This is a genomic window from Cohnella sp. GCM10027633 (genome assembly GCF_042675445.1).
In the GTDB taxonomy this organism is placed as follows: Bacteria; Bacillota; Bacilli; order Paenibacillales; family Paenibacillaceae; genus Cohnella.
In genome coordinates, this window is sequence record NZ_JBHTGV010000006.1 from 23,406 (window position 1) to 42,607 (window position 19,202).

Consider the following 19,202-nt stretch of genomic DNA (forward strand, 5'->3'; position numbering starts at 1 on the left):
TCTCCCCGGCAGGACCGTCGCTACGTCCGCATCAGCCGATCCGTACCGCCGAGCGAGACGACGTCGGCCGCCCCGATCGCGAACATCGCCGTCCTCAACTCCTTCTCGACGCGGGACAGCCGGGCGACCAGCTTCTCGGCGGAATCGACCGCATCCCGCAGCAGCGCTCTGCCGAACCCGGCCATATTCGCGCCGAGCGCGATCGCCTTGGCCGCTTCGACGCCGGTATGCAAGCCGCCGCTCGCGATGACCGGATAGGACGAGCCGAGCGCAGCCCGGACTTCCCTCACGCATTCCGCCGTCGGTATGCCCCAATCGGCGAACGCGTCCGCCGCTTCGCGGGCGACGGCGTCGGGGTTGCGGAATTTCTCCACCTGGCTCCAGGACGTTCCTCCCGCGCCCGCCACGTCGATGAACGAGGCGCCTGCTTCCGCAAGCCTGCGCGCCGTCGAACCGTCGATGCCCCAGCCGACTTCCTTGACTCCCACCGGTACTTCCAGCCTGCTGCATACCTCCTCGATCCGCTTCATCAAGCCGCGAAAGTTCGTATTGCCTTCCGGTTGGAACGTCTCTTGCAGCGCGTTCAGATGCAGCACGAGCATGTCGGCTTCCGCCAGTTCGACCGCCCGCAGGCAATGGTCGACGCCCATGCCGTAATTCAGCTGCACCGCGCCGAGATTCGCGAGCAAGAGCGCGGTCGGAGCCTCGCGGCGAACCTGGAACGTCTCCGCCAATTGCTCCCGCTCCAGCGCCGAACGCGCCGACCCGAGTCCGATCGCCCAGCCTCGGGCTTCGGCCGCCGCGGCAAGCGTCCGATTGATCCGTCCCGTCGCCGGCGTCCCGCCCGTCATGCTGCTGACGAGAAGCGGCGCGCCGAGCTTGCGGCCCAGGAACGAAGTATCGAGCCGAACGTCCGCGTAATCGATCTCCGGCAACGCCGAGTGCTTGAAGCGATACCGTTCGAACCCGTTGGTCACCCCGCGCCCTTCGACCGATTCCTCCAGCGCGATTCGGATATGATCCGCCTTGCGGTCCGCCGTCCCGTGCCGTCCGTCGACGTTATCCGTCCGCCCGCCTTCGTCTTGTCGCCTCATCTTCTCGTTAGCCCCCGTCCTAATCCTTCTAGGTCAATCACCGATAGATATCTGTCCTCATACAATGGAGTATTCTCGCGAGCCCCCGGGAAGGAGCCTATCAAAGCCTTGCCATGGCAATCGAAACGGTGGAAGGAGTAAGAGAATGTCCACCCCGAAAATCGATGTCCACATCATCAGCTCCAGCATCTTGTCGGATGATGTCCTGATGCTGGCGGAGTCTTTGATGAAGACGTGGAAGATACCGGCCCAGCAGCAAGTCTACCTCCAGTTCGGGTCGTTCCGGCATGCCGTCACGCTCGTGCCCGTCCCCAAGTTCGAAGGCATGCGCATGAGCCAGACGTTGGCGAGACGAATGGGCATCTACGCGGGAACGCCGGTCCGGCTGCGCTACCAGGCGTCCTCGCGAACGTTGTCCATGGGTCCGCTGATCGGCGTGCTCGTTAGCCGAGACCATCCGAACCAGACCGATAAGCCGTTCGGAGACATTACGATGTTCTGCCGGGAGCTTACCGACGCCTGCCGGTCTCAAGGCGCCTACGTGTACTTCTTCACCCCCGGCGCGATCGGAGCGACGCTCTCCACGGTCGAAGGCTGGATCTACACGAAGGGCTGGCACCGCCTGACGCTTCCCGCCCCCGACGTCGTGAACAATCGCCTTACGTCGCGGAAGCTGGAGAATCAGCCGATCGTCCAGAGCTTCCTGAAGGAGATCCGGCACAAGTACAACGCCCACGTCTTCAACGAGAAGTTCCTCGACAAGTCCGAGGTGTTCGACGCGCTCAAGAAAGACGGCTCCCTTCTCAAGTATTTGCCCGAATCGCACTCTCTTCATAACGTGAACCAGCTCAAAAGCATGTGCGCCCGATACAGCTCCGTATTCCTGAAGCCGGTCAGAGGAAGCCTCGGCAAAGGCATCATCCGGATCACGCGAGTCGGTCCGGAAAGCTGGCTGGCGTCGTTCGCGACCGTGAACGGCACGAAACGGCAGTCGTTCAACAACTTGGCGAAGCTGTTCGCCGCCATTGCCTCCAACATGAAGGCGAACCGTTATCTCATTCAGCAAGGCTTGGGACTCATCGTGATCGGAGGCCGCCCCGTCGACTTCCGGGCATTGACGCAGAAGAACTTGACCGGCAAATGGGTCGTCACCTCCATCGTGGGCCGAACGGCGGGCAGCCATCACTTCGTCTCCAATCTCGCGCGGGGCGGCACGCTATCCACGGTCAGGGAGGCGGTCGGCAAATCGAATCTGCCCGCGATGTACCGGGGAGACGCTTCGGCGCGCCTGCAGAAGGCGGCTTTGGACATCGCCCGCGGCATCGACACGCATATCCCCGCCCATTTCGCGGAACTCGGCATCGACTTGGCATTGGACGCGTCCGGCAGAGTCTGGCTCATCGAGGTCAACTCCAAGCCGTCGAAGAACGATAATACGCCATTAACAGAGGGGAAAATCCGCCCGTCGGTGCGGATGATGATTCAATATGCTCGCTTTATCTCCGGATTCTAGAACGTTCGTCCCTACGAATACCCCGCCCGCGCTCGGCGTGCTCGTGTGCGAGCGGGAAGGCGCCGCGCCGTTCGCGGAGGGCGCGTACATTCGCCGGCTCAGCGCGGTCGCCGACCGGATCGGCTTCGCGCTCGTTGCTTTCGCGCCATGGACCTGGGATGCGCGCGGCAACTCCGTCAGAGGATGGGTCTGGAACAAGCGCGAGCAGCGCTGGACCGCGCGGGCGAGAAGCTTGCCCCGCGTCGTCTACGATCGCGCTTGGCCTGCTTCCGAAGCGGAGAGGCGGCGTTTTCAGGTTGCGCTTCGCCGCCTTCGCGAGGCGGTGCCGCTTACGTTCTTGAACGGCCGGTTGCCCCATAAAGGCAAAGTCGGCGAGTTGCTCGCCCGCGAGCCCGAATTCGCCGCCCTCGTTCCGCCGACCGCTCCGTATGCGGGAACGAAGCCGATGCTCGAATGGTTAAACCGCCACGGCGGATCCGCATTCCTGAAGCCCGCGGCGGGAAGCCAGGGCAGGCGCGCGATCGCCTGCTCGCGAGCCAGCGACGGAACGGTCGCGCTGGCGGGCAGAACGGGCGACAACCGGCCGTTCACGGTCAGGGCGGCATCCGAGACGGAAGCGCTCGGCCGCCTCCATCGGTGGATCGGCTCGCGCGCCTATATCATGCAGCCGCTGCTCTCGCTTCATACCGAGCGCGAAGAACCGTTCGACCTCAGGGCTCTTCTGCAGAAGAACGCGCGCGGGCGCTGGACGATTACCGGCATCGCCGCCCGCGTCGGCGCTTCCGGCACGATGACGGCGAACCTGCACGGCGGAGGCCGCGCGCACCCGGCTCGCCGCGTGTTGGAGCCGTTGCTCGGGGAAAAGCCAGCGCTTGCGGTAGAGCATCGCATACGCGAGACCTCGCTAAGGTTAGCCGGCTGGATCGAGGAAACGTTCGGCAGATTCGCGGAAATCGGCCTAGACTTCGGCGTCGACCGAAGCGGCCGTCTATGGTTCCTGGAAGCTAACTCCAAGCCGGGGCGAACGGCAATGGGCTCCGCCGGAGACGAAGCGGCGCGCAGAGCCGTAGAGCAGCCGATGTCATATGCCAGCACAATTCTGCTTCGACAATCTGGGAGGGTCTTTCATGAGTTTGACGATAGCTAACGTCCATTTCACGCAGCAGCCCGAGCGAATCGTATGGTTCTCGAGCCCGCTCGCGAAGCAGTTGAAGCTCGGTAGCCGCAGGTCGGTGAACGTGAAGCTCGGACACGATACCGTGCCGGCCACCGTCAGGACGATCAAGCGCAAGGGCAACCACGTCTATATGTCCGCGGGGCTCAGACGCTCCGTCCGGATACCGAAGTCCGGCAGCGTCTACCTCGCGAACGAAGACGGGGACGAAATCCAGCTTGGCCCGCTGATCGGGGTGCTTACCGACGGCGCGCGTTCCGCGGCGGCCCCGTTCGGCGACCGTACCGGCTTCGTCCGGCAATTGCTGCGACTCGGGCAGAAGCGCGCTTACTTCTTCGCCTTCACGCCGCGCGACATCAACTGGCAGCAAGAAACCGTCAACGCCTGGTTCCTCGACGGCGGAGGCGGCTGGATCCGCAGGGTCGTGCCGTTGCCCGACGTCGTCTATAACCGGTATCCGAGCAGGCGCGCGGAGACGACGATGCCGATCACCTCTCTGAGGGAACGATTCCTCAAGAAGCGAATTCCGTTCTTCAACTGGAGCTTCTTCAATAAATCCGACGTCTACAAGCTGCTCGACAACGACCCGGAAGGGCTGCGCCACTTGCCGGAATCGGTGAACAATCCGTCGCCCGAACGGATCCGGGAGCTGCTCGAGAAGCACCAATTCCTCTACTACAAGCCGACGGCGGGCAGCCTGGGCATCGGCATCTACCGGCTCACCTACCACCCGCGCAGAGGCTACTTCGTCCGATATCGGCGCAACGGGGGCAACGTGCTGCTGCGCTTCAGCAACTTCGCCAGCCTGATGAAGATGCTGCGCGCCAGACACGGCGCCGGCCTGAACAGCTACGTCGTTCAACAGGGCATCCGCCTCGTGGAAATCGACAACTGCCCGATCGACTTCCGCTTCCACATGCATAAGGACGGCAAGAACCAATGGGTCGTCGCGGGCATCGGAGCGAAGAAGGCGGGCCGGGGCAGCGTCACGACCCATATCAAGAACGGCGGCTCCCTGATGACGCCGGAGCAAGCGCTCGGCCGGACGTTCGGAGACCGCTCGGAGACGGTGCTGCAGGAAGCGAAGAACGCCGCCGTCAAGCTGTCCGAAGCGATCGAACGCAACTATTCCCATACGCTCGGCGAGCTCGGGCTCGATATCGGCATCGACCGCGACGGGGAAGTGTGGATGTTCGAGGCGAACGCCAAGCCGGGACGTTCCATCTTCAAGCACCCGGCGCTGCGGGATCAAGGCCGGGCTTCGCTGGAGTATATCTTGGAGCATTGCTTGTACTTGAGCAAGTTCCGGAGGAGGGATGAGGCTTGATCATTCCGAGATCCCTTGACGGACTGCCGCCGGTCGTGGATACGATAGCCGACTTGCCCGTCGTCGCCATTCTTACGATCGACGACGAGCTGCAGCTGTTCCGCGGCAATCGGAGCAACTTCGCGGACTTGCTAGAAACCGGCAAGAAGATGGGCATTACGACGTACGTCTTGACGACGAAGGATCTGAAGCTGAACGCGCCGCGCGTGCTCGGATACACCTACGAGCCGAAGGACGAATCATGGAGCGCCGCTTGGTTCCCTCGCCCGTCGGTTATCTATAACCGGATTCCGCAGCGGGAGGACGAACGCCTCCCGCGGGTGAAGCGCAAGCTTGCCGCGATTAGCCGGCATCCTGGCGTCAAGCTGTTCAACCGGCGGTTCTTCAACAAGTGGTCGCTGTTCCAATGGCTGAACCAAGCCCGCGCGACCCGCCCGTTCATTCCGGATACGAGACAACTTACGCGTCCGGCCGTGCTGACCGGGCTCCTTCGCAAGCATCGGCTTCTCTACTTGAAGCCGGTCCGGGGCAAAGCGGGCGTAGGCATCATGACAGTGAAGGTGCAGCCGGAGAAGAACATGCCCTACCGGCTGCAGATTCAAGAGGAGAAGGGCAGCTCTACCTACCATTGCACGACGTTAAGGCGGCTGTGGATCAAGGTGCTCAAGCAATCCGCCCTGCTCGGCGAGCCTTACATCGCGCAGCAAGGCATCGTGCTCGCGTCCGTCAAGGACCGTCCCTTCGATCTGCGTGCGCTCGTGCAGAAGAACGGGCAAGGCCGGTGGGAGCTGACCGGCATCGGCGCCAGGGTGGCGGGGGATTCCAGCATCACGACCCACGTCCCTCGCGGCGGTTATATCGAAGATCCGGAGCGGCTGCTTACGTCGATTTTCGGTCGCGAGCGATCGGTCAAGGTGCTGAGCAAAGTACGCGAGACGACGTTGACGCTGGCGCGCCAGATCGAGCGCGCCTCCCACACGCGGCTATGCGAGATGTCCATGGACCTCGGCATCGACGACACCGGGCACGTCTGGTTCTTCGAAGCGAATTCCAAGCCGATGAAATTCGACGAGCCGCACATTCGAAACAAGTCGCTTGAACGAATATTCCAATACAGCACATTCCTTCATCAGAAGAAGAAGGAGTCCAAAGGGGGCGCCGCCTTGTGAGCGTCATCTTGACCTACCGGCTGCTCGATCCGGCGGAATGGGAGAAGCAGCGGTTCCAACTGCTTCGGTTCGTTCGACGCCACGGCGAACGCCGGATATCCGGCCGCGCCTGGCAACGGCTGCTGCTCGCAGGCGAATCGGAGCTGTCTCGTCCAGGCGCGGCGATCGCCGTCGCGTACACGCAAGGCGGCTGCCCGGCGGGCGTCGCCTACGCCGATCAATACGGCGACGACGTCTGCCTCGTCGCCGTGCATCCCGCGCTGCGCGGACGCGGCGTCGGCCGCACGCTGCTACGCTCGCTCGCGGAGCCGTGGGAGCGGCTCGCGTGCAGCGTCGCCATCGACAACGCCGCCAGCGTGGCGATGTGCTTCGCCGCCGGACTCGTCGCCGTCGGCCTCGAGACCGGCCCGACCGGCAAGCCGACGCTACGCTTCGTCTGGCGGCAAGGCGAGAGCGACGGGCAATCGGCGGAACGCGAAGAGAGCGGCGGCGCCGCCCTTCGTTCGCCTAACGACGGCCCTCCTTCGCAGCCGGCTTCCAAGGCGCGGAGGTGACCGCGGTGGCGCAACCGGTTCTCGGCATTCTGACTTTGTACCTGAACGATAACAAGATGCTGGAAGAACGTCCCGTCTACGAGAAGATGATCGCCGCGGGCAAGCGGATCGGCCTGCACGTCTTCGTCTTCACGCCCCAAGACGTCGACGATGCCAACGGCAGGATCCACGCCCTCACGTTCAAGCCGGAGACGGGGAGCTGGAGCCGGAAGTGGGTGAAGTTCCCCCACGTCATCTACGACCGGTGCCGCATCCAGAAGAGCTATCGCTTCCAGCAACTGCTCGCCTTCCGCAAGCGGTACGGCCATCTCCTGTTCCTCAATCGGCCGCTGCGGAACAAGTGGACGATATACCGGACGCTTGCGAAGGTGTCCTCGTTCCGCAACCATCTGCCCTTGACGAAGCTGTACCAATCGACGGAAGACGTGACGTCGCTGCTTCGCAAATATCCGACCGTCTACGTGAAGCCGATCAACGGCACCGGCGGACGCGGCATTCTTCGCATCGACCGCAGGACGGACGGCTCGTTCCTGCTGCAAGGCCGCAATCACTCGCGCAGCATCGTGAAGCCCAGACAAGTGCCGGCGCAGAGCCTGCCCGGCGCGATACGGGGCTGGGATATGCGCGGGGATCGCTATATCGCGCAGCAGGGTCTTAACATTAAGCTGCCGAACGGACGCGTCCACGATTACCGGATGCTCGTGCAGAAGAACGGCTCCGGCGTATGGGAAGTGACGGGCTGCGCCGGCCGGATCGGTCCGTCGGGCAGCATCACCTCCAACCTGCACGGCGGAGGGCAAGCGGCTTCGATGAATTCCCTGCTGCGCCAGTGGGTAAGCGGCGAATCGACTGTCGCCCAGATTAAGGCTACCGCGGAGACGTTCGGCGTGAACGTCGCGCGGCACTTGGAATCGACGTTCGGCGCGCTCTGCGAGCTGGCGCTCGACCTGGCCATCGACCGTAGCGGCAAGATCTGGCTGCTCGAGGTCAATCCGAAGCCGTCCCGCGAAGTGTTCAGCAAGGCGGGAGAACGCGACGTCTACCGGAAGGCGATCTTGCGCCCGATCGAATACGGCCTATGGCTGTACCAACAGCGCAAGGGCTCGCAGAGCCACAAGTCGTCCCACTCATCGACGGAACATCGCACCGGACTCGTCTCTCCCGGCGCCGAGCACAAGACGGTCGGCGGGCGGACGCAAGGCGCGGGTCATCGGGCGACCGAAGCCGAACGCCTCGTCTATACGATGGGCGCGGAATACGGCGACGATATCTACTCCTAAACGCAACGAGGACTTACCGTCAGGTCGGATCAACGACCTGGGGTAAGCCCTCGTTATTACGCGTATGGCCCGAACTACTCCTCCAACAATTCCAGCAACTCCGGGATTGCGCCGATTACGGCGTCGGAGCCGTCCAGCTCGCCTTCCCGTTTGAACCCGGCGTAGTCGCAGCCGACGACGAACAGGCCGTTCTCCTTGCCCGCTTCGACGTCGGACGAGCGGTCTCCGACCATCCACGCCGACTCGATCTCGTACTTGTCGAGCAGCAAGCGGACCAAATCCACCTTCGACGCCGTCGCGAATTCACCGGCGCTGTACATCGCCTCGAACAGCTGGCCGATGCCCCGTCCGGCGGGCACGCCTTTGACGTACGGCTCCAGCCCGTTGCTGGCGATGAACAGCCGAACGCCGCGCCGATGCAGCTCGGTTAACGTCTCGGCCACTCCCGGGTACAGATGACCTACGCCGCCGGAGAGCTCCTCCAGCTCGTATTGCAGCATCAGCTCGTTCGCCCGCTCGTGGGCTTCCGGCGAGCCGTCCGGCATGACCTGCTTCCAGATGTCGGACAGCAGCATGCCGAGCGAGCCGAGCAGCCTGTCTATCGGCGGCGCTTCGGCTCCGTACAATCCTTCGGCGTGCAACTGCGCGAACAGGCGGCGATGCACCGGCCCCAGCAACGTCTCCGTCTGGAACAGCGTACCGTCCAAGTCGAAAATCATCGCTTCGGGCTGTTTGCGTTTTACCATATGTGCGACTCTCCCTCGATGCGGATATGCGTATATTCGGATATGCGGTTATAACCTCTCCCCATCATACCGGATTGTCATCCGCCGTCAAAGGGAAACAGCAGCTTCTGGTTCTCCTTCGCGTACATGTTCTCCTTCGTGATGACCTGCGAGCCGGTGTCGATCATCGGCTCGACCTTCTTGCCCTTGCTTGCGCTCACCGCCGTACGCACGGCGAGATAGCCCATATTGAACGGCTTCTGCACGACGATCGCCTGAATGATGCCTTCCTCGAGGAACGCGACCTCGTCCGTCGAGCTGTCGAAGCCGACCATCTTGATGCCCCTCGAAGCGGCATGCTCCCGCACCGCCTTCGCGGCGCCGACCGTCGTCGGCTCGTTCAGGCAGACGATGCCCTTCAGATCGGGCATGTCGGCCAGCAGTCGGCTCGCGATATCGAAGGCGACCGTCTCGGAGGAGTTCGAGTAGTACGTCTCCTCCGCGACGTTCGTCGCGCCCGCCGCCCGCAAGCTGTCGCGCGCCCCCCGCTCCCGCTCGATCGCGGTGGCGGACACTTTGACGACGCTGATGATCGCGATGCGGTCGTCCTTGCCGATCACTTGCATGAGCGCATCGCCCGCTTGCTTGCCCGCCTCGTAATTGTCCGTCGCGATGAAGCTCTCGGAGATGCCGCCGTTCAGCCCGGAATCGACCGTCACGAGCGGAATGCCCGCGGCCCTGATCTTCTCCGCGACGGGAACGATCCGATTGTAGTCCGAGGCTGCGAGCACGATCGCCTTCGGCTTCGTCTCGATCGCCTTCTCCAGCAGCGCGATCTGCCCGTCGATATCGGATTCCGACACGGTGCCGACCGTCTGGATCTCTTCGCCGAATTCCTTCGCCGCGGTTAGCGCCCCTTGCCCGAGCACCTGCCAGAAGTCGATTCGCCCGTCTATCGTCTTCGGGACGAGCAGGATCGGCTTATCCTTGTCCGAGTCCGGGACGACGAGCGCATACAGCCCGAACCCGATCGCCGCGCACAGCGCGAGCGCCGCGAGTCCCCACCTCATGAAATTGCGCATTCCCTGACGCCTCCCTAGACGATTTGCGGAATTCGAAGCGTTACGGTCGTTCCTTCTTCGAGCTCGCTCTCGATCTCGAGTCCGTAGCTTTCGCCGAAGTAGAGCCGGATGCGATGGTTCACGTTCGGCAGTCCGACCCCTTTGCCGCCGTCGCCCGTCCGGAAAGCGTTCGTCAACGCGAGCGCCTGTTCCTCGCTCATGCCGACGCCGTCGTCGATGACCTTCAGCACGATCGTGCCTTGCTCCAACCGGCCGGTAATTCGTATGCAGCCTACGACTGCCTGCTGCTTCAGCCCGTGATAGATGGCGTTCTCGACGAGCGGCTGCAGCACGATCTTCAGCGTCTTGCAAGCGTACAGTCCCGGATCGACGTCGATCTCGTACGTGAACTTGTTCTTGTAGCGAATGTTCTGGATCGTCAGGTAGTTCTGGATGTGCTCGAGCTCCGTCTCGATCGGAACGAGCTCTTCGCCTTTGCTGATGCTCGCGCGGAACAGCTTGGCGAGCGCCGTCGTCATCTTGACGACTTCGGCCATCTTGCCCATCTCCGCCATCCAGATGATCGAATCGAGCGTATTGTAGAGGAAGTGCGGATGGATCTGCGCTTGCATCGCCTTCAGCTCGCTGATCCGCTTCATCTCCTGCTCCTGGACGATCTGCTCCATCAGCTCCTTGATCTTGCCGATCATCAGGTTGAACGAGCGGGACAGCTTGCCGATCTCGTCCGCCCGCTCGACTTCGACGCGAATGCCGAAATCTCCCTTCTCGACCTTCTTCATCAAGCTCTCCAGCCGCTTGATCGGCTTCGTGAGCCGGAACGACAGCAACACCGAGATCGCGAGGGCGACGGCGAGGAACAGCAGCGCCGCGACGACCGACGTCGTCCGGATCTCCTTCTTGTTGCCGACGAGCTCGTCCGGATACGTCACGCCGATGACCTTCCAGCCGAATTCGTTCGTGCGGACGGTGTACAACTTGCCGTCCTGCTTGATCTGAGCCGCGTTATCGCTCGCCGCGAGCAGCTCCGGAATCGCTTCGGACTTGAGCCGGCTGTACAGCAATTGCTGCTGCGGATGATAGATGAGATCGCCCGCCGGATCGAGGATGAACACGTAGCCGCTCTTGCCGATCTGGATCTGCTTGCACAGGTTGTTGATGACGTTCAGGTTCAGATCGACCATGAGCACGCCGCTGCCCGGCTCCCCGGCCTTGCCCAGCTGCCTGCTGATCGACACGACCCACCGGTATTCCTTCTTGAAAATATGCTGAACGTGCGAAGAGCTGATGGCGACCTTGCCACCGGCTTTCATCGCGTTCGCGTACCAATCCTGCGTCTTCAGATCGGCGACCGGCTTGAAGTCGGACACTTCTCGGTCGGAGACGATATACCCGTTCTCGCCGACGAACACGATGGACGCGATATCTTCCCTCGAGCGGACGATCGAACGGAAGAATCGGCTGATGGCGGTCGCCGTCACGCCGCTGTCGGATATCGACGTGCCTTCGATCGCCGCCTTCTCGAGAGAAGCGTTGCTGAGCGCCAAGTCCGAGATGCTGACCATATTGTCCAGATACGTCTGGATGTTCGCGTTCACCTGTCCGATCAGCTGCTCGGTGTACGCGCTCGCGCTGTCCGTAACGGCTTCTTCCGAGAGCCTGTACGAATTGAAAGTGAGCAGCGCCGTCATCGCGGCGATCAGGCACGAGAACGCGATGGCGACGCTCGTATGAATGCTCTTGAACCGGAACAGCCGCTTGGCGCCCATATCAGGAAATCCCTTTCCGCTGCGTCCGGTATTCCTTCGGCGTCTTGCCCGTATGCCGTTTGAAAATAACGCTGAAATAATGCGGGTCGCCGTAACCGACGTGCGCCGCGATCTCGTACGTCTTGTGCGACGTGACGACGAGCAGCTCCTTCGCCTTGTCCATGCGGACGCGGGTCAAGTATTCGATGAAGGTCGCTCCCGTATGCTGCTTGAACAGCGTGCTGAAGTAGCTGATGCTCATGTACAGATGTCCGCAAACGTCTCCGAGCGACAACTCTTCGTTCATATATTGGCTGCCGATGTACAGCTCCGCTTCGCGCATCTGGGACTGCACGACGGTAGAGCGTTTCGCCTGCAGGTCGGACAGAATCCGCCCGCACCGATCCTCCAGCCAGCGCTGGATGCTGTCCAGCGTCTTCATCGCCTGCGCCTGCGCGAACGCGTCGTCCGTCAAGCTGCGCTCGTCTTCGAGTCCCGTCTCCGCCAGCCAGCCCATAATCGCCGCCAGCAGCTTGTGAACCGCGCCGTAGCCTTGGTCGACCGACGATCCTGAACGCCTAAGTTCGTCAAAGCCGACGCGCAGAGCCGACGTCACGCTCGCCGGATTGCCGGTGCGCATCGCCGAGACGACTTCCTTCTCCCAGCCGCCGTCGAAGCCCGCGTCGCCGCGGCTTCCGAACTCCATGTCCTGGATCGACAGCGTCCGGTTCGCGCCGAGCATGAACCGGTAATCGAGCGCCGAAAGCGCTTCCCGGAACGAGCGCGGCAATTCGCCCGCGGACGCGCAAGGCAATCCGATGCCGACGCATACGGTCAGCTTCAAGTACTTCTCCACGCTCTCGCGAATATAGGACGCGATCGTCTGGCTATGCAGCCGGAGGCGCGCCTCGTCGCCGGAGAGCAACGCCGCGACCTTGTGCTCGCGCGTCCGGAAGACGATGCCGCCGTGCTCCTTCTCGACGATCTCCTGCACGATATTGTATACGCCGAACCGAAGCAGCTCCAACTCGGCGTCCGTATGCTTCGCGATGTCGCCGGTCGCCTCGTCGACGTCCGCGACCATCGCGAGATGCGACGGCCCGCCGAACGTTAACCGATAGCCGGCAATGCCTTCGATCAGTTCGTCTTGAGGCAGCTGTCCGTACGCGAGCTTATCGAGGAACCGTTCCTTCAGCAGCGGCAAGCTCTGGTGGAGCTGGCTGCGCAGGCGGCTCAGATCGGCCTTGTTCGCCTGTTCCTCGTCGAGCTCGCGCTTCATTTTCATCAGGAAATCGGTAAATTCCTGCGCGTTAAGCGGCTTCAGCAAGTAATCGCTCACCTTGAGCCTGATCGCCCGCTTCGCGTATTCGAAATCCTCGAACCCCGTCACGATGACGACCTTCAGCGCCCGGTAATGGTCGAAGATGCGCTGCGCCAGCTCCAGTCCGTCCATGAACGGCATGCAGATATCGGTAATGACGGCGTCCGGCTTCAGGGCGTCCAGCGCTTCCCAGGCGTCGCGCCCGTTCTCGAAATCCCCGACGAGCTCGAAGCCGCATTCGGCCCAAGGCGTCTTCTCCTTGATCCCTTCCCGCACCTCGTCTTCGTCGTCGATCAGAATGACCTTGTACATCGTACGCGAGCCCCCTTGCCTCTGTAGGGATACACCAAGAGTATAAGCGATCGGCGATCCGGTTGAATACAACGAAAGACGAGGCTGCCCGAAATCCGGACAACCTCTCTTCGCTTGCTTGCAGACGACTCTTATTCGTAGAGCAACGCCTTAATATCGTCGTTATCGATGTTCGTCTTGTCGTACCAGTGGAAGCCGGTATCGATCGTCTTCGCGACGGACTCGCCGTTCTTCGCCTGCACGGCCGCCTTGACCGCCCAGTAACCGATGCCGATCGGGTCTTGCGTGATCGCGCCGGCCATCGCGCCGCTGCGGATCGCGTCCATCTGCAGCTTGCCGGAGTCGTAGCCGATGACCGTGATCGCGCCTTCCTTCTTCAATTCGGTGACCGCGTTGACGACGCCGACCGCCGAGCCTTCGTTCGTTCCGAAGATGCCTTTCAGATTCGGATGAGCTTGCATGATGGCTTTGGCCAAGTCGGTCGACTTCAGATGGTCGCCGCCGCCGTATTGAATGTCGACGATCTTGATGTCCGGATATTTCGCTTCGATCTGCTTCACGAACCCGTCGCGGCGGTCGACGCCGGTGCGGCTCGTCTGGTCGTGCGCCACGACGGCGACTTCGCCGGAGCCGCCGATCAGCTCGGCCATCTTATCCGCGGCGAGCGCGGCCGCGGCCACGTTGTCGGTCGCCGCCGTCGTGACCGGAATGTCGCTGTCTACGCCGGAGTCGAAGCCGACGACCGGAATGTCGGACGATTTCGCTTTCTCCAGCAGTGGCGTCGCGGCTTTGCTGTCCAGCGCGGCGAAAGCGATCGCGGCAGGCTTCTTGTCGAGCGCCGCTTGCAGCATCTCGATCTGCTTGTCGACTTGCTGCTCCGTCTCGGGACCTTCGAACGTGATCTCTACGCCGAGCTCCGTCGCCGCCTTCTCGGCTCCTTGCTTGACCGCTTGCCAGAATTGATGCTGGAACCCTTTGGAGATGACCGGAATGTACATTTTGCCGTCGCTTGCCTTGTCGTCGTCGTTGTTGCCGCATGCTCCGAGCACGGAGGCGGCGAGCACGAGGCTACCCGCGATAAGTCCCATCTTCTTCAACTTCATGACCAGATCTCCCCTTAGTGGTTGGTGGATGCGTATATCACTCCTGTACGGAGGTCATACCGAGGTTCAGGCTTTGCGTCTGCGCAGGATGTCGGCATACACGGCGCCGATGACGACGAGGCCGATGATGACCGTCTGCCATTCCTGAGGCACGGACAGAATGCGGAGTCCGTTCGTCAGCACGCTCATGATGAGCGCTCCGATGACGGTGCCGACAATGGTGCCCTGGCCGCCGCTGAGCGACGTGCCGCCGATGACGACCGCGGCGATCGCTTCGAGCTCGTAGCCCGCTCCAAGCGCGGGTTGGGCGGAATTCAGCCGGGAGGCGATGAGCACCCCCGCGATGCCGCTGAACGCGCCGGTAATCGTGTAGATCGTCACCTTCCAGAAGTTCACGTTGACGCCCGACAATCTCGTCGCTTCCTCGTTGCTGCCGAGCGCGAAGTTGTAGCGTCCGATGATCGTCTTCGCCAGGATGAGGCCGGCGACGATGGCGATGACGAAGAAGATGATGACCGCGTTCGGAATCTCGACGCCGAACAAGCTGTCCGTGATCGAGCCGAGCGAGATGTCCGAGAAGACGAAGCCGACGTCTTGGCCGGGATTGTCCTTGAGCAGCTCCGACTCCGTCGGAAAATAAATCGGCTTCGTCCCGGAGATGACGAGCGACAAGCCTTTCGTGATCATCATCATCGCCAGCGTCGCGATGAACGGCGGAATCTTCATCTTCGCGACCGCGAGACCGCTTAACGTTCCGCACAGCGCGCCGGTCAGAATGCCGCCGGCGATCCCGAACGGAATCGGCAGCTCCCAGAACGTGATGATGACGCCGGTCATGACCGCGCTGAACGTCATCACCGTGCCGACCGCGAGGTCGATGCCGCCCGTGACGATGACGAACGTCGAGCCGAGCGCCAGCACGCCGATGACGGCTGTGGAGAGCAGAATGCCCATGATGTTATCGAAGCGGAAGAAGTTCTCCGAGGCGAACGTGAATACGAGCACCAGCGCGATCAGGCTGGCGAACGCGAGCAATTGCTGAAGCATGCCCGACTTAAGACGAATCGGGTGTTTGACTGTCGTCTCGACTTTCATGGTTGTCCCCCTTCTCTATTCGACGGCGCGATGGGTCGCCAGCTTCATGATCTTCTCCTGGGTCGCTTCCGCGCGGGTGAGCTCGCCGGTAATGCGACCCTCGCACATGACGATGATCCGATGGCTCATGCGCAAAATTTCCGGAAGCTCGGAGGAGATCATGACGATCGATTTCCCTTGTTCGACGAGATCGTCGAGCAGCTTGTAGATTTCCGCCTTCGCGCCGACGTCGATGCCGCGCGTCGGTTCGTCGAAGATAAGAATGTCGCTGTCCCTCGTGAGCCACTTGCCGATGACGACCTTCTGTTGGTTGCCGCCGGACAGGAATTTCACCCGCTGGTGAACGGTCGGCGTCTTCACCTTGAGCGTGTCGACGACCCGCTCCGACGACTCTTCGATCCGTTCTCCCCGCATCCAGCCGAGCGCATTGCGGTATTGCTTATAGGAGGCGATGGCCACGTTCGTCTTGACGTCCATGTCGACGAGCAAGCCGAAGCGCTTCCGATCCTCCGACAAGTAGCCGATGCCGAGCTTCACCGCGTCGTACGGTTCTCGGATGATCGCTTGGCGGCCATGGACGTAGAGCTCGCCGCTATCTCGCGCATCCGCTCCGAAGATCAACCGCGCGACCTCGGTTCTTCCCGCGCCCATCAGTCCCGCGAAGCCGAGAATTTCGCCTTTCTTGAGCGTGAAGCTGACGTTCTTCACCGCCGCGCCGCGGTTCAAGCCGCATGCTTCGAGCACCGTCTCGGCGTTGTCGTCTCTTGGCTTCTCGTCGACGGAATGATAGATTTCGCGCCCGACCATCAGCGAGATGATGCGGTCGATCGACGTGTCCGCGGTTTGCACCGTGTCGATGTAGCAGCCATCCCTCATGACGGTGATGACGTCGGAGATGCGCTTCAATTCGTCCATGCGGTGAGAGATGTATACGATGCCTACGCCCGCCGCCTTCAGCTTCTCGATGATCCGGAACAGCTCCTCGATCTCGCTCGTCGTCAGCGCGGCCGTCGGTTCGTCCATGATCAGCACTTCGGCGTTGTAAGAGAGCGCCTTGGCGATCTCGACCATCTGCTGCTTCGCGACGGTGAGCTCGGACACTTTGGTTCGCGGATCGATGTTCAGGTTCATGAGCGCGAACAGCACTTCCACTTGCTTGTCGAGCTTCCTGTCGTCGAGCCACAACCCGCCCAAGCGGCGCGGCTCGCGGCCGATGTAGATGTTCTGCGCGACGGTCAGGTGCGGCATCAGGTTCAGCTCCTGGTGGATGATGCTGATGCCCAGCTTCTGCGCGGCGCGCGTATTCGGAATGTCGACTTCGGTTCCCTTGTATTCGATCCGGCCCGCATCCTTCTGGTACACGCCGGTCAGCACCTTCATCATCGTCGACTTGCCGGCCCCGTTCTCACCGACGAGCGCGTGGACTTCCCCGGCGTGCAGCAGAAACTTGCACTGATCGAGCGCGCGTACGCCCGGGAACGATTTGTCGATGCCTTCCATTCGCACGAGTACTTGTCGTTCGTTCATTCGGCACCCCCTGTCTCGTGTCGTATGGGCTCATTGTACCGGGGATCGCGCGAGGGATGAATTTATTATCTTCCACAAAAAAGGTGAGAATTTTACGGTGTTGGTAGAGGGAGGGGGCGGAGTAGTGAGGGGCAGCACGAGGCGCGGTAGCCCGACTTTTCCGGGTTACTGGAGGAAATCCGACTCTGCGGGGCGCGATAGCCCGACTTTTCCGGGTTACTGGAGGAAATCCGACGCTGTGTGGCGCGATAGCCCGACTTTTCCGGGTTACCGGAGGAAATCCGATGCAGCGGGGCGCGATAGCCCGACTTTTCCGGGTTACTGGAGGAAATCCGATGCTGCGTGGCGCGATAGCCCGACTTTTCCGGGCTAATGGAGGAAATCCGATGCTGCGTGGCGCGATAGCCCGACTTTTCCGGGTTACTGGAGAACTGCCGAATCTGAGACACGCAACAGCGCGACGCAATCGAGTTACTCCGACGATATTCCGAATTTCCCACGCAATAGCGCGACGCCACCGAGTTACTCCGCCGACCTTCCATATTTCCCACGCAATAGCGCGACACCACCGAGTTACTCCACCGATATTCCGTATTTCCCACGCAATAACGCGACACCGCCGAGTTACCAACAAGCGCCCGCCAACATCACCCATCCTGCTCCCCGAATCCCCCTCCCCGACTGACGCAAAGGGATAGTGGCGCAAAGGACGACAAAAAGAAGCGAGGGCACGCCCCCGCTTCCGATTCCGCCTATATCTGCTAACTAGTCGTTGAACGGACTCACCGTCAAGCCAGCCACGCTCGCCTCGCCATTGCCGCCCGTCAGCCGGATCGTGTTCGTCGCGCCCGCCTGCAGCGGAACGGTGAAGCTCGCATAGCCCGAGCCTTCGCCACCCGACTGCAGGAAGTTAAGCAACGACCAATCCTCACCGTTCACTTCCAGCCTTAGCTTCGCCAATCGCTCTTCGGTCGCGTACCGGAAATGAAGCTCCGCTCTTCCGCCGCCCGCGCCGTCCACTTGCTCGAACTGGCAGTACGCGTCGGCCGCTTGCAGACCGGATGCGATGCCTCCGCTTAGAATGGCGCCTCCGCCTACCGCGGTAACCGCGTATTCCTTCTCGTTCGCCCGCGGAGCCGGCGGCTCGCCGACCGGACCGAAGCCGCCGACCTTCGTCTGCTCGACCGTCCGAATCGTGCCGTCTTCGTTGAAGAACAGCTTGTCGATACAGACGCTTCTGAGATTGCCTTGGTTCGAGATCTCCTGGTTATGGTAGAACATATACCATTGACCTTGGAATTCCGCGACGGAGCCGTGCGAAGTTGAGCAGCCCGTCGGCTCGAGGAATACGCCGCGGTACGTCCACGGTCCGAGCGGCTGCTCGCTCGTCGCGTACTTCATCCGGTTGTTGTCGTGCAGATTATCCGAGTACGTCAAGTAGTAAGTGCCGTTCCGTTTGAACACCCACGCGGCTTCATGGAAGTCGTCCAATCCCGTCATGTCCCGCATGCCGTCCTTAAGCGACAGCATGTCGTCGTTCAACTCGCCGCCCGCGCATCTGCCGCCTCCACCGTAATACATATAGGCCCGGCCGTCGTCGTCCACGAGCACGCACGGATCGATCATCGCGAAGCCGCCCAACCCCTCGATATAGCCGCGGTCGACGAATCCTCTGGACGGATGATCGCTTGTCGCTACCCCCATTTTCCACGTGTCGTTCCATGCCGTACCGCTCGGATGCGGATAGTAGAAGTAATACGTGCCGTTCTTGTACGCGGCGTCCGGCGCCCACATGAAGCCGCCCTCCGGCCTGCCCCACGCAACGTCGTCCGAACGAAGGATCTCGCCCTCATCCGTCCAGTTCACCATATCTTCCGAAGAATAGACGTGGTATCTGTCCATCAGATCGCAGCCTCTCGCCGGATCCATATCGTGCGAAGCATAAATATACACTTTGCCGTCGCCCCATGCGTGCGCCGACGGGTCGGCCGTGAAGATCGCCGTGATCGCGGGGTTGTGCGAAGTTGTCTTGAGACGTGCTGTCATGAATGAGTTCCTCCTACGATAATGCTGAGATTTTACTTCAAGCATATCAAGGCGGGTTGTCACTCTCCATGGGACGATATTAAACAATACAGGCGATTCGTATCGTAAAAGAAAAAACCTCCGCGAAGGAGGTTC

At 61.7% G+C, this 19,202-nt stretch carries 15 protein-coding genes; 6 read left to right on the plus strand and 9 right to left on the minus strand.

Annotated elements, in window-relative coordinates:
• Positions 1-20: 20 nt before the first annotated feature.
• Positions 21-1,094: a type 2 isopentenyl-diphosphate Delta-isomerase gene (gene fni, locus ACFQZG_RS15715; protein WP_378154123.1), complete on the minus strand. Its 1,074-nt coding sequence runs from the start codon at positions 1,092-1,094 to the stop codon at positions 21-23.
• Positions 1,095-1,239: 145 nt separating this feature from the next.
• On the opposite strand from fni, the gene ACFQZG_RS15720 reads away from it, so the two are divergent.
• Genes ACFQZG_RS15720 through ACFQZG_RS15745 form a run of 6 tightly spaced genes read left to right on the plus strand, consistent with a single transcriptional unit; the run spans position 1,240 to position 8,111 of the window.
• A complete protein-coding gene (locus tag ACFQZG_RS15720) occupies positions 1,240-2,607 on the plus strand; it encodes a YheC/YheD family endospore coat-associated protein (RefSeq protein ID WP_378154125.1) in 1,368 nt (455 codons plus the stop codon).
• Positions 2,582-3,754 (plus strand): YheC/YheD family endospore coat-associated protein, encoded by a 1,173-nt coding sequence (locus ACFQZG_RS15725; RefSeq protein WP_378154127.1) that lies wholly within the window; start codon positions 2,582-2,584, stop codon positions 3,752-3,754. Before ACFQZG_RS15720 ends, ACFQZG_RS15725 begins: the two co-directional genes overlap by 26 nt.
• The gene (locus tag ACFQZG_RS15730; RefSeq protein WP_378154129.1) at positions 3,735-5,108 is read left to right on the plus strand and encodes a YheC/YheD family protein; all 1,374 of its coding nucleotides are present in this window, start codon (positions 3,735-3,737) and stop codon (positions 5,106-5,108) included. Before ACFQZG_RS15725 ends, ACFQZG_RS15730 begins: the two co-directional genes overlap by 20 nt.
• Entirely contained in the window at positions 5,105-6,277 is a 1,173-nt protein-coding gene (locus ACFQZG_RS15735) for a YheC/YheD family endospore coat-associated protein (protein WP_378154131.1), read from the plus strand. The genes ACFQZG_RS15730 and ACFQZG_RS15735 overlap by 4 nt, the downstream gene beginning before the upstream one ends.
• Positions 6,274-6,831, plus strand: coding sequence for a GNAT family N-acetyltransferase (locus ACFQZG_RS15740; RefSeq protein ID WP_378154133.1), 558 nt, complete (start codon positions 6,274-6,276; stop codon positions 6,829-6,831). The genes ACFQZG_RS15735 and ACFQZG_RS15740 overlap by 4 nt, the downstream gene beginning before the upstream one ends.
• A gap of 5 nt (positions 6,832-6,836) precedes the next feature.
• Entirely contained in the window at positions 6,837-8,111 is a 1,275-nt protein-coding gene (locus tag ACFQZG_RS15745; protein WP_378154135.1) for a YheC/YheD family endospore coat-associated protein, read from the plus strand.
• A gap of 74 nt (positions 8,112-8,185) precedes the next feature.
• Here the strand turns inward: ACFQZG_RS15745 and ACFQZG_RS15750 are convergent, their stop codons facing one another.
• From ACFQZG_RS15750 to ACFQZG_RS15785, 8 genes are all read right to left on the minus strand, one after another.
• Complete coding sequence (locus tag ACFQZG_RS15750; protein ID WP_378154137.1) at positions 8,186-8,857, minus strand: HAD family hydrolase; 672 nt, start codon at positions 8,855-8,857, stop codon at positions 8,186-8,188.
• Positions 8,858-8,934: 77 nt separating this feature from the next.
• Entirely contained in the window at positions 8,935-9,918 is a 984-nt protein-coding gene (locus ACFQZG_RS15755; protein ID WP_378154139.1) for a substrate-binding domain-containing protein, read from the minus strand.
• Between the two features lie 14 nt (positions 9,919-9,932).
• The gene (locus ACFQZG_RS15760; RefSeq protein ID WP_378154141.1) at positions 9,933-11,684 is read right to left on the minus strand and encodes a cache domain-containing protein; all 1,752 of its coding nucleotides are present in this window, start codon (positions 11,682-11,684) and stop codon (positions 9,933-9,935) included.
• Between the two features lies 1 nt (position 11,685).
• Positions 11,686-13,296: a helix-turn-helix domain-containing protein gene (locus ACFQZG_RS15765; protein WP_378154142.1), complete on the minus strand. Its 1,611-nt coding sequence runs from the start codon at positions 13,294-13,296 to the stop codon at positions 11,686-11,688.
• A gap of 131 nt (positions 13,297-13,427) precedes the next feature.
• The gene (locus ACFQZG_RS15770) at positions 13,428-14,399 is read right to left on the minus strand and encodes an ABC transporter substrate-binding protein (RefSeq protein ID WP_378154144.1); all 972 of its coding nucleotides are present in this window, start codon (positions 14,397-14,399) and stop codon (positions 13,428-13,430) included.
• Positions 14,400-14,465: 66 nt separating this feature from the next.
• Positions 14,466-15,494 (minus strand): ABC transporter permease, encoded by a 1,029-nt coding sequence (locus ACFQZG_RS15775; protein WP_378154146.1) that lies wholly within the window; start codon positions 15,492-15,494, stop codon positions 14,466-14,468.
• A gap of 15 nt (positions 15,495-15,509) precedes the next feature.
• Positions 15,510-17,021 (minus strand): sugar ABC transporter ATP-binding protein, encoded by a 1,512-nt coding sequence (locus tag ACFQZG_RS15780; RefSeq protein ID WP_378154148.1) that lies wholly within the window; start codon positions 17,019-17,021, stop codon positions 15,510-15,512.
• 765 nt (positions 17,022-17,786) lie between these two features.
• A complete protein-coding gene (locus ACFQZG_RS15785; RefSeq protein WP_378154150.1) occupies positions 17,787-19,067 on the minus strand; it encodes a family 43 glycosylhydrolase in 1,281 nt (426 codons plus the stop codon).
• Positions 19,068-19,202 lie beyond the last annotated feature (135 nt).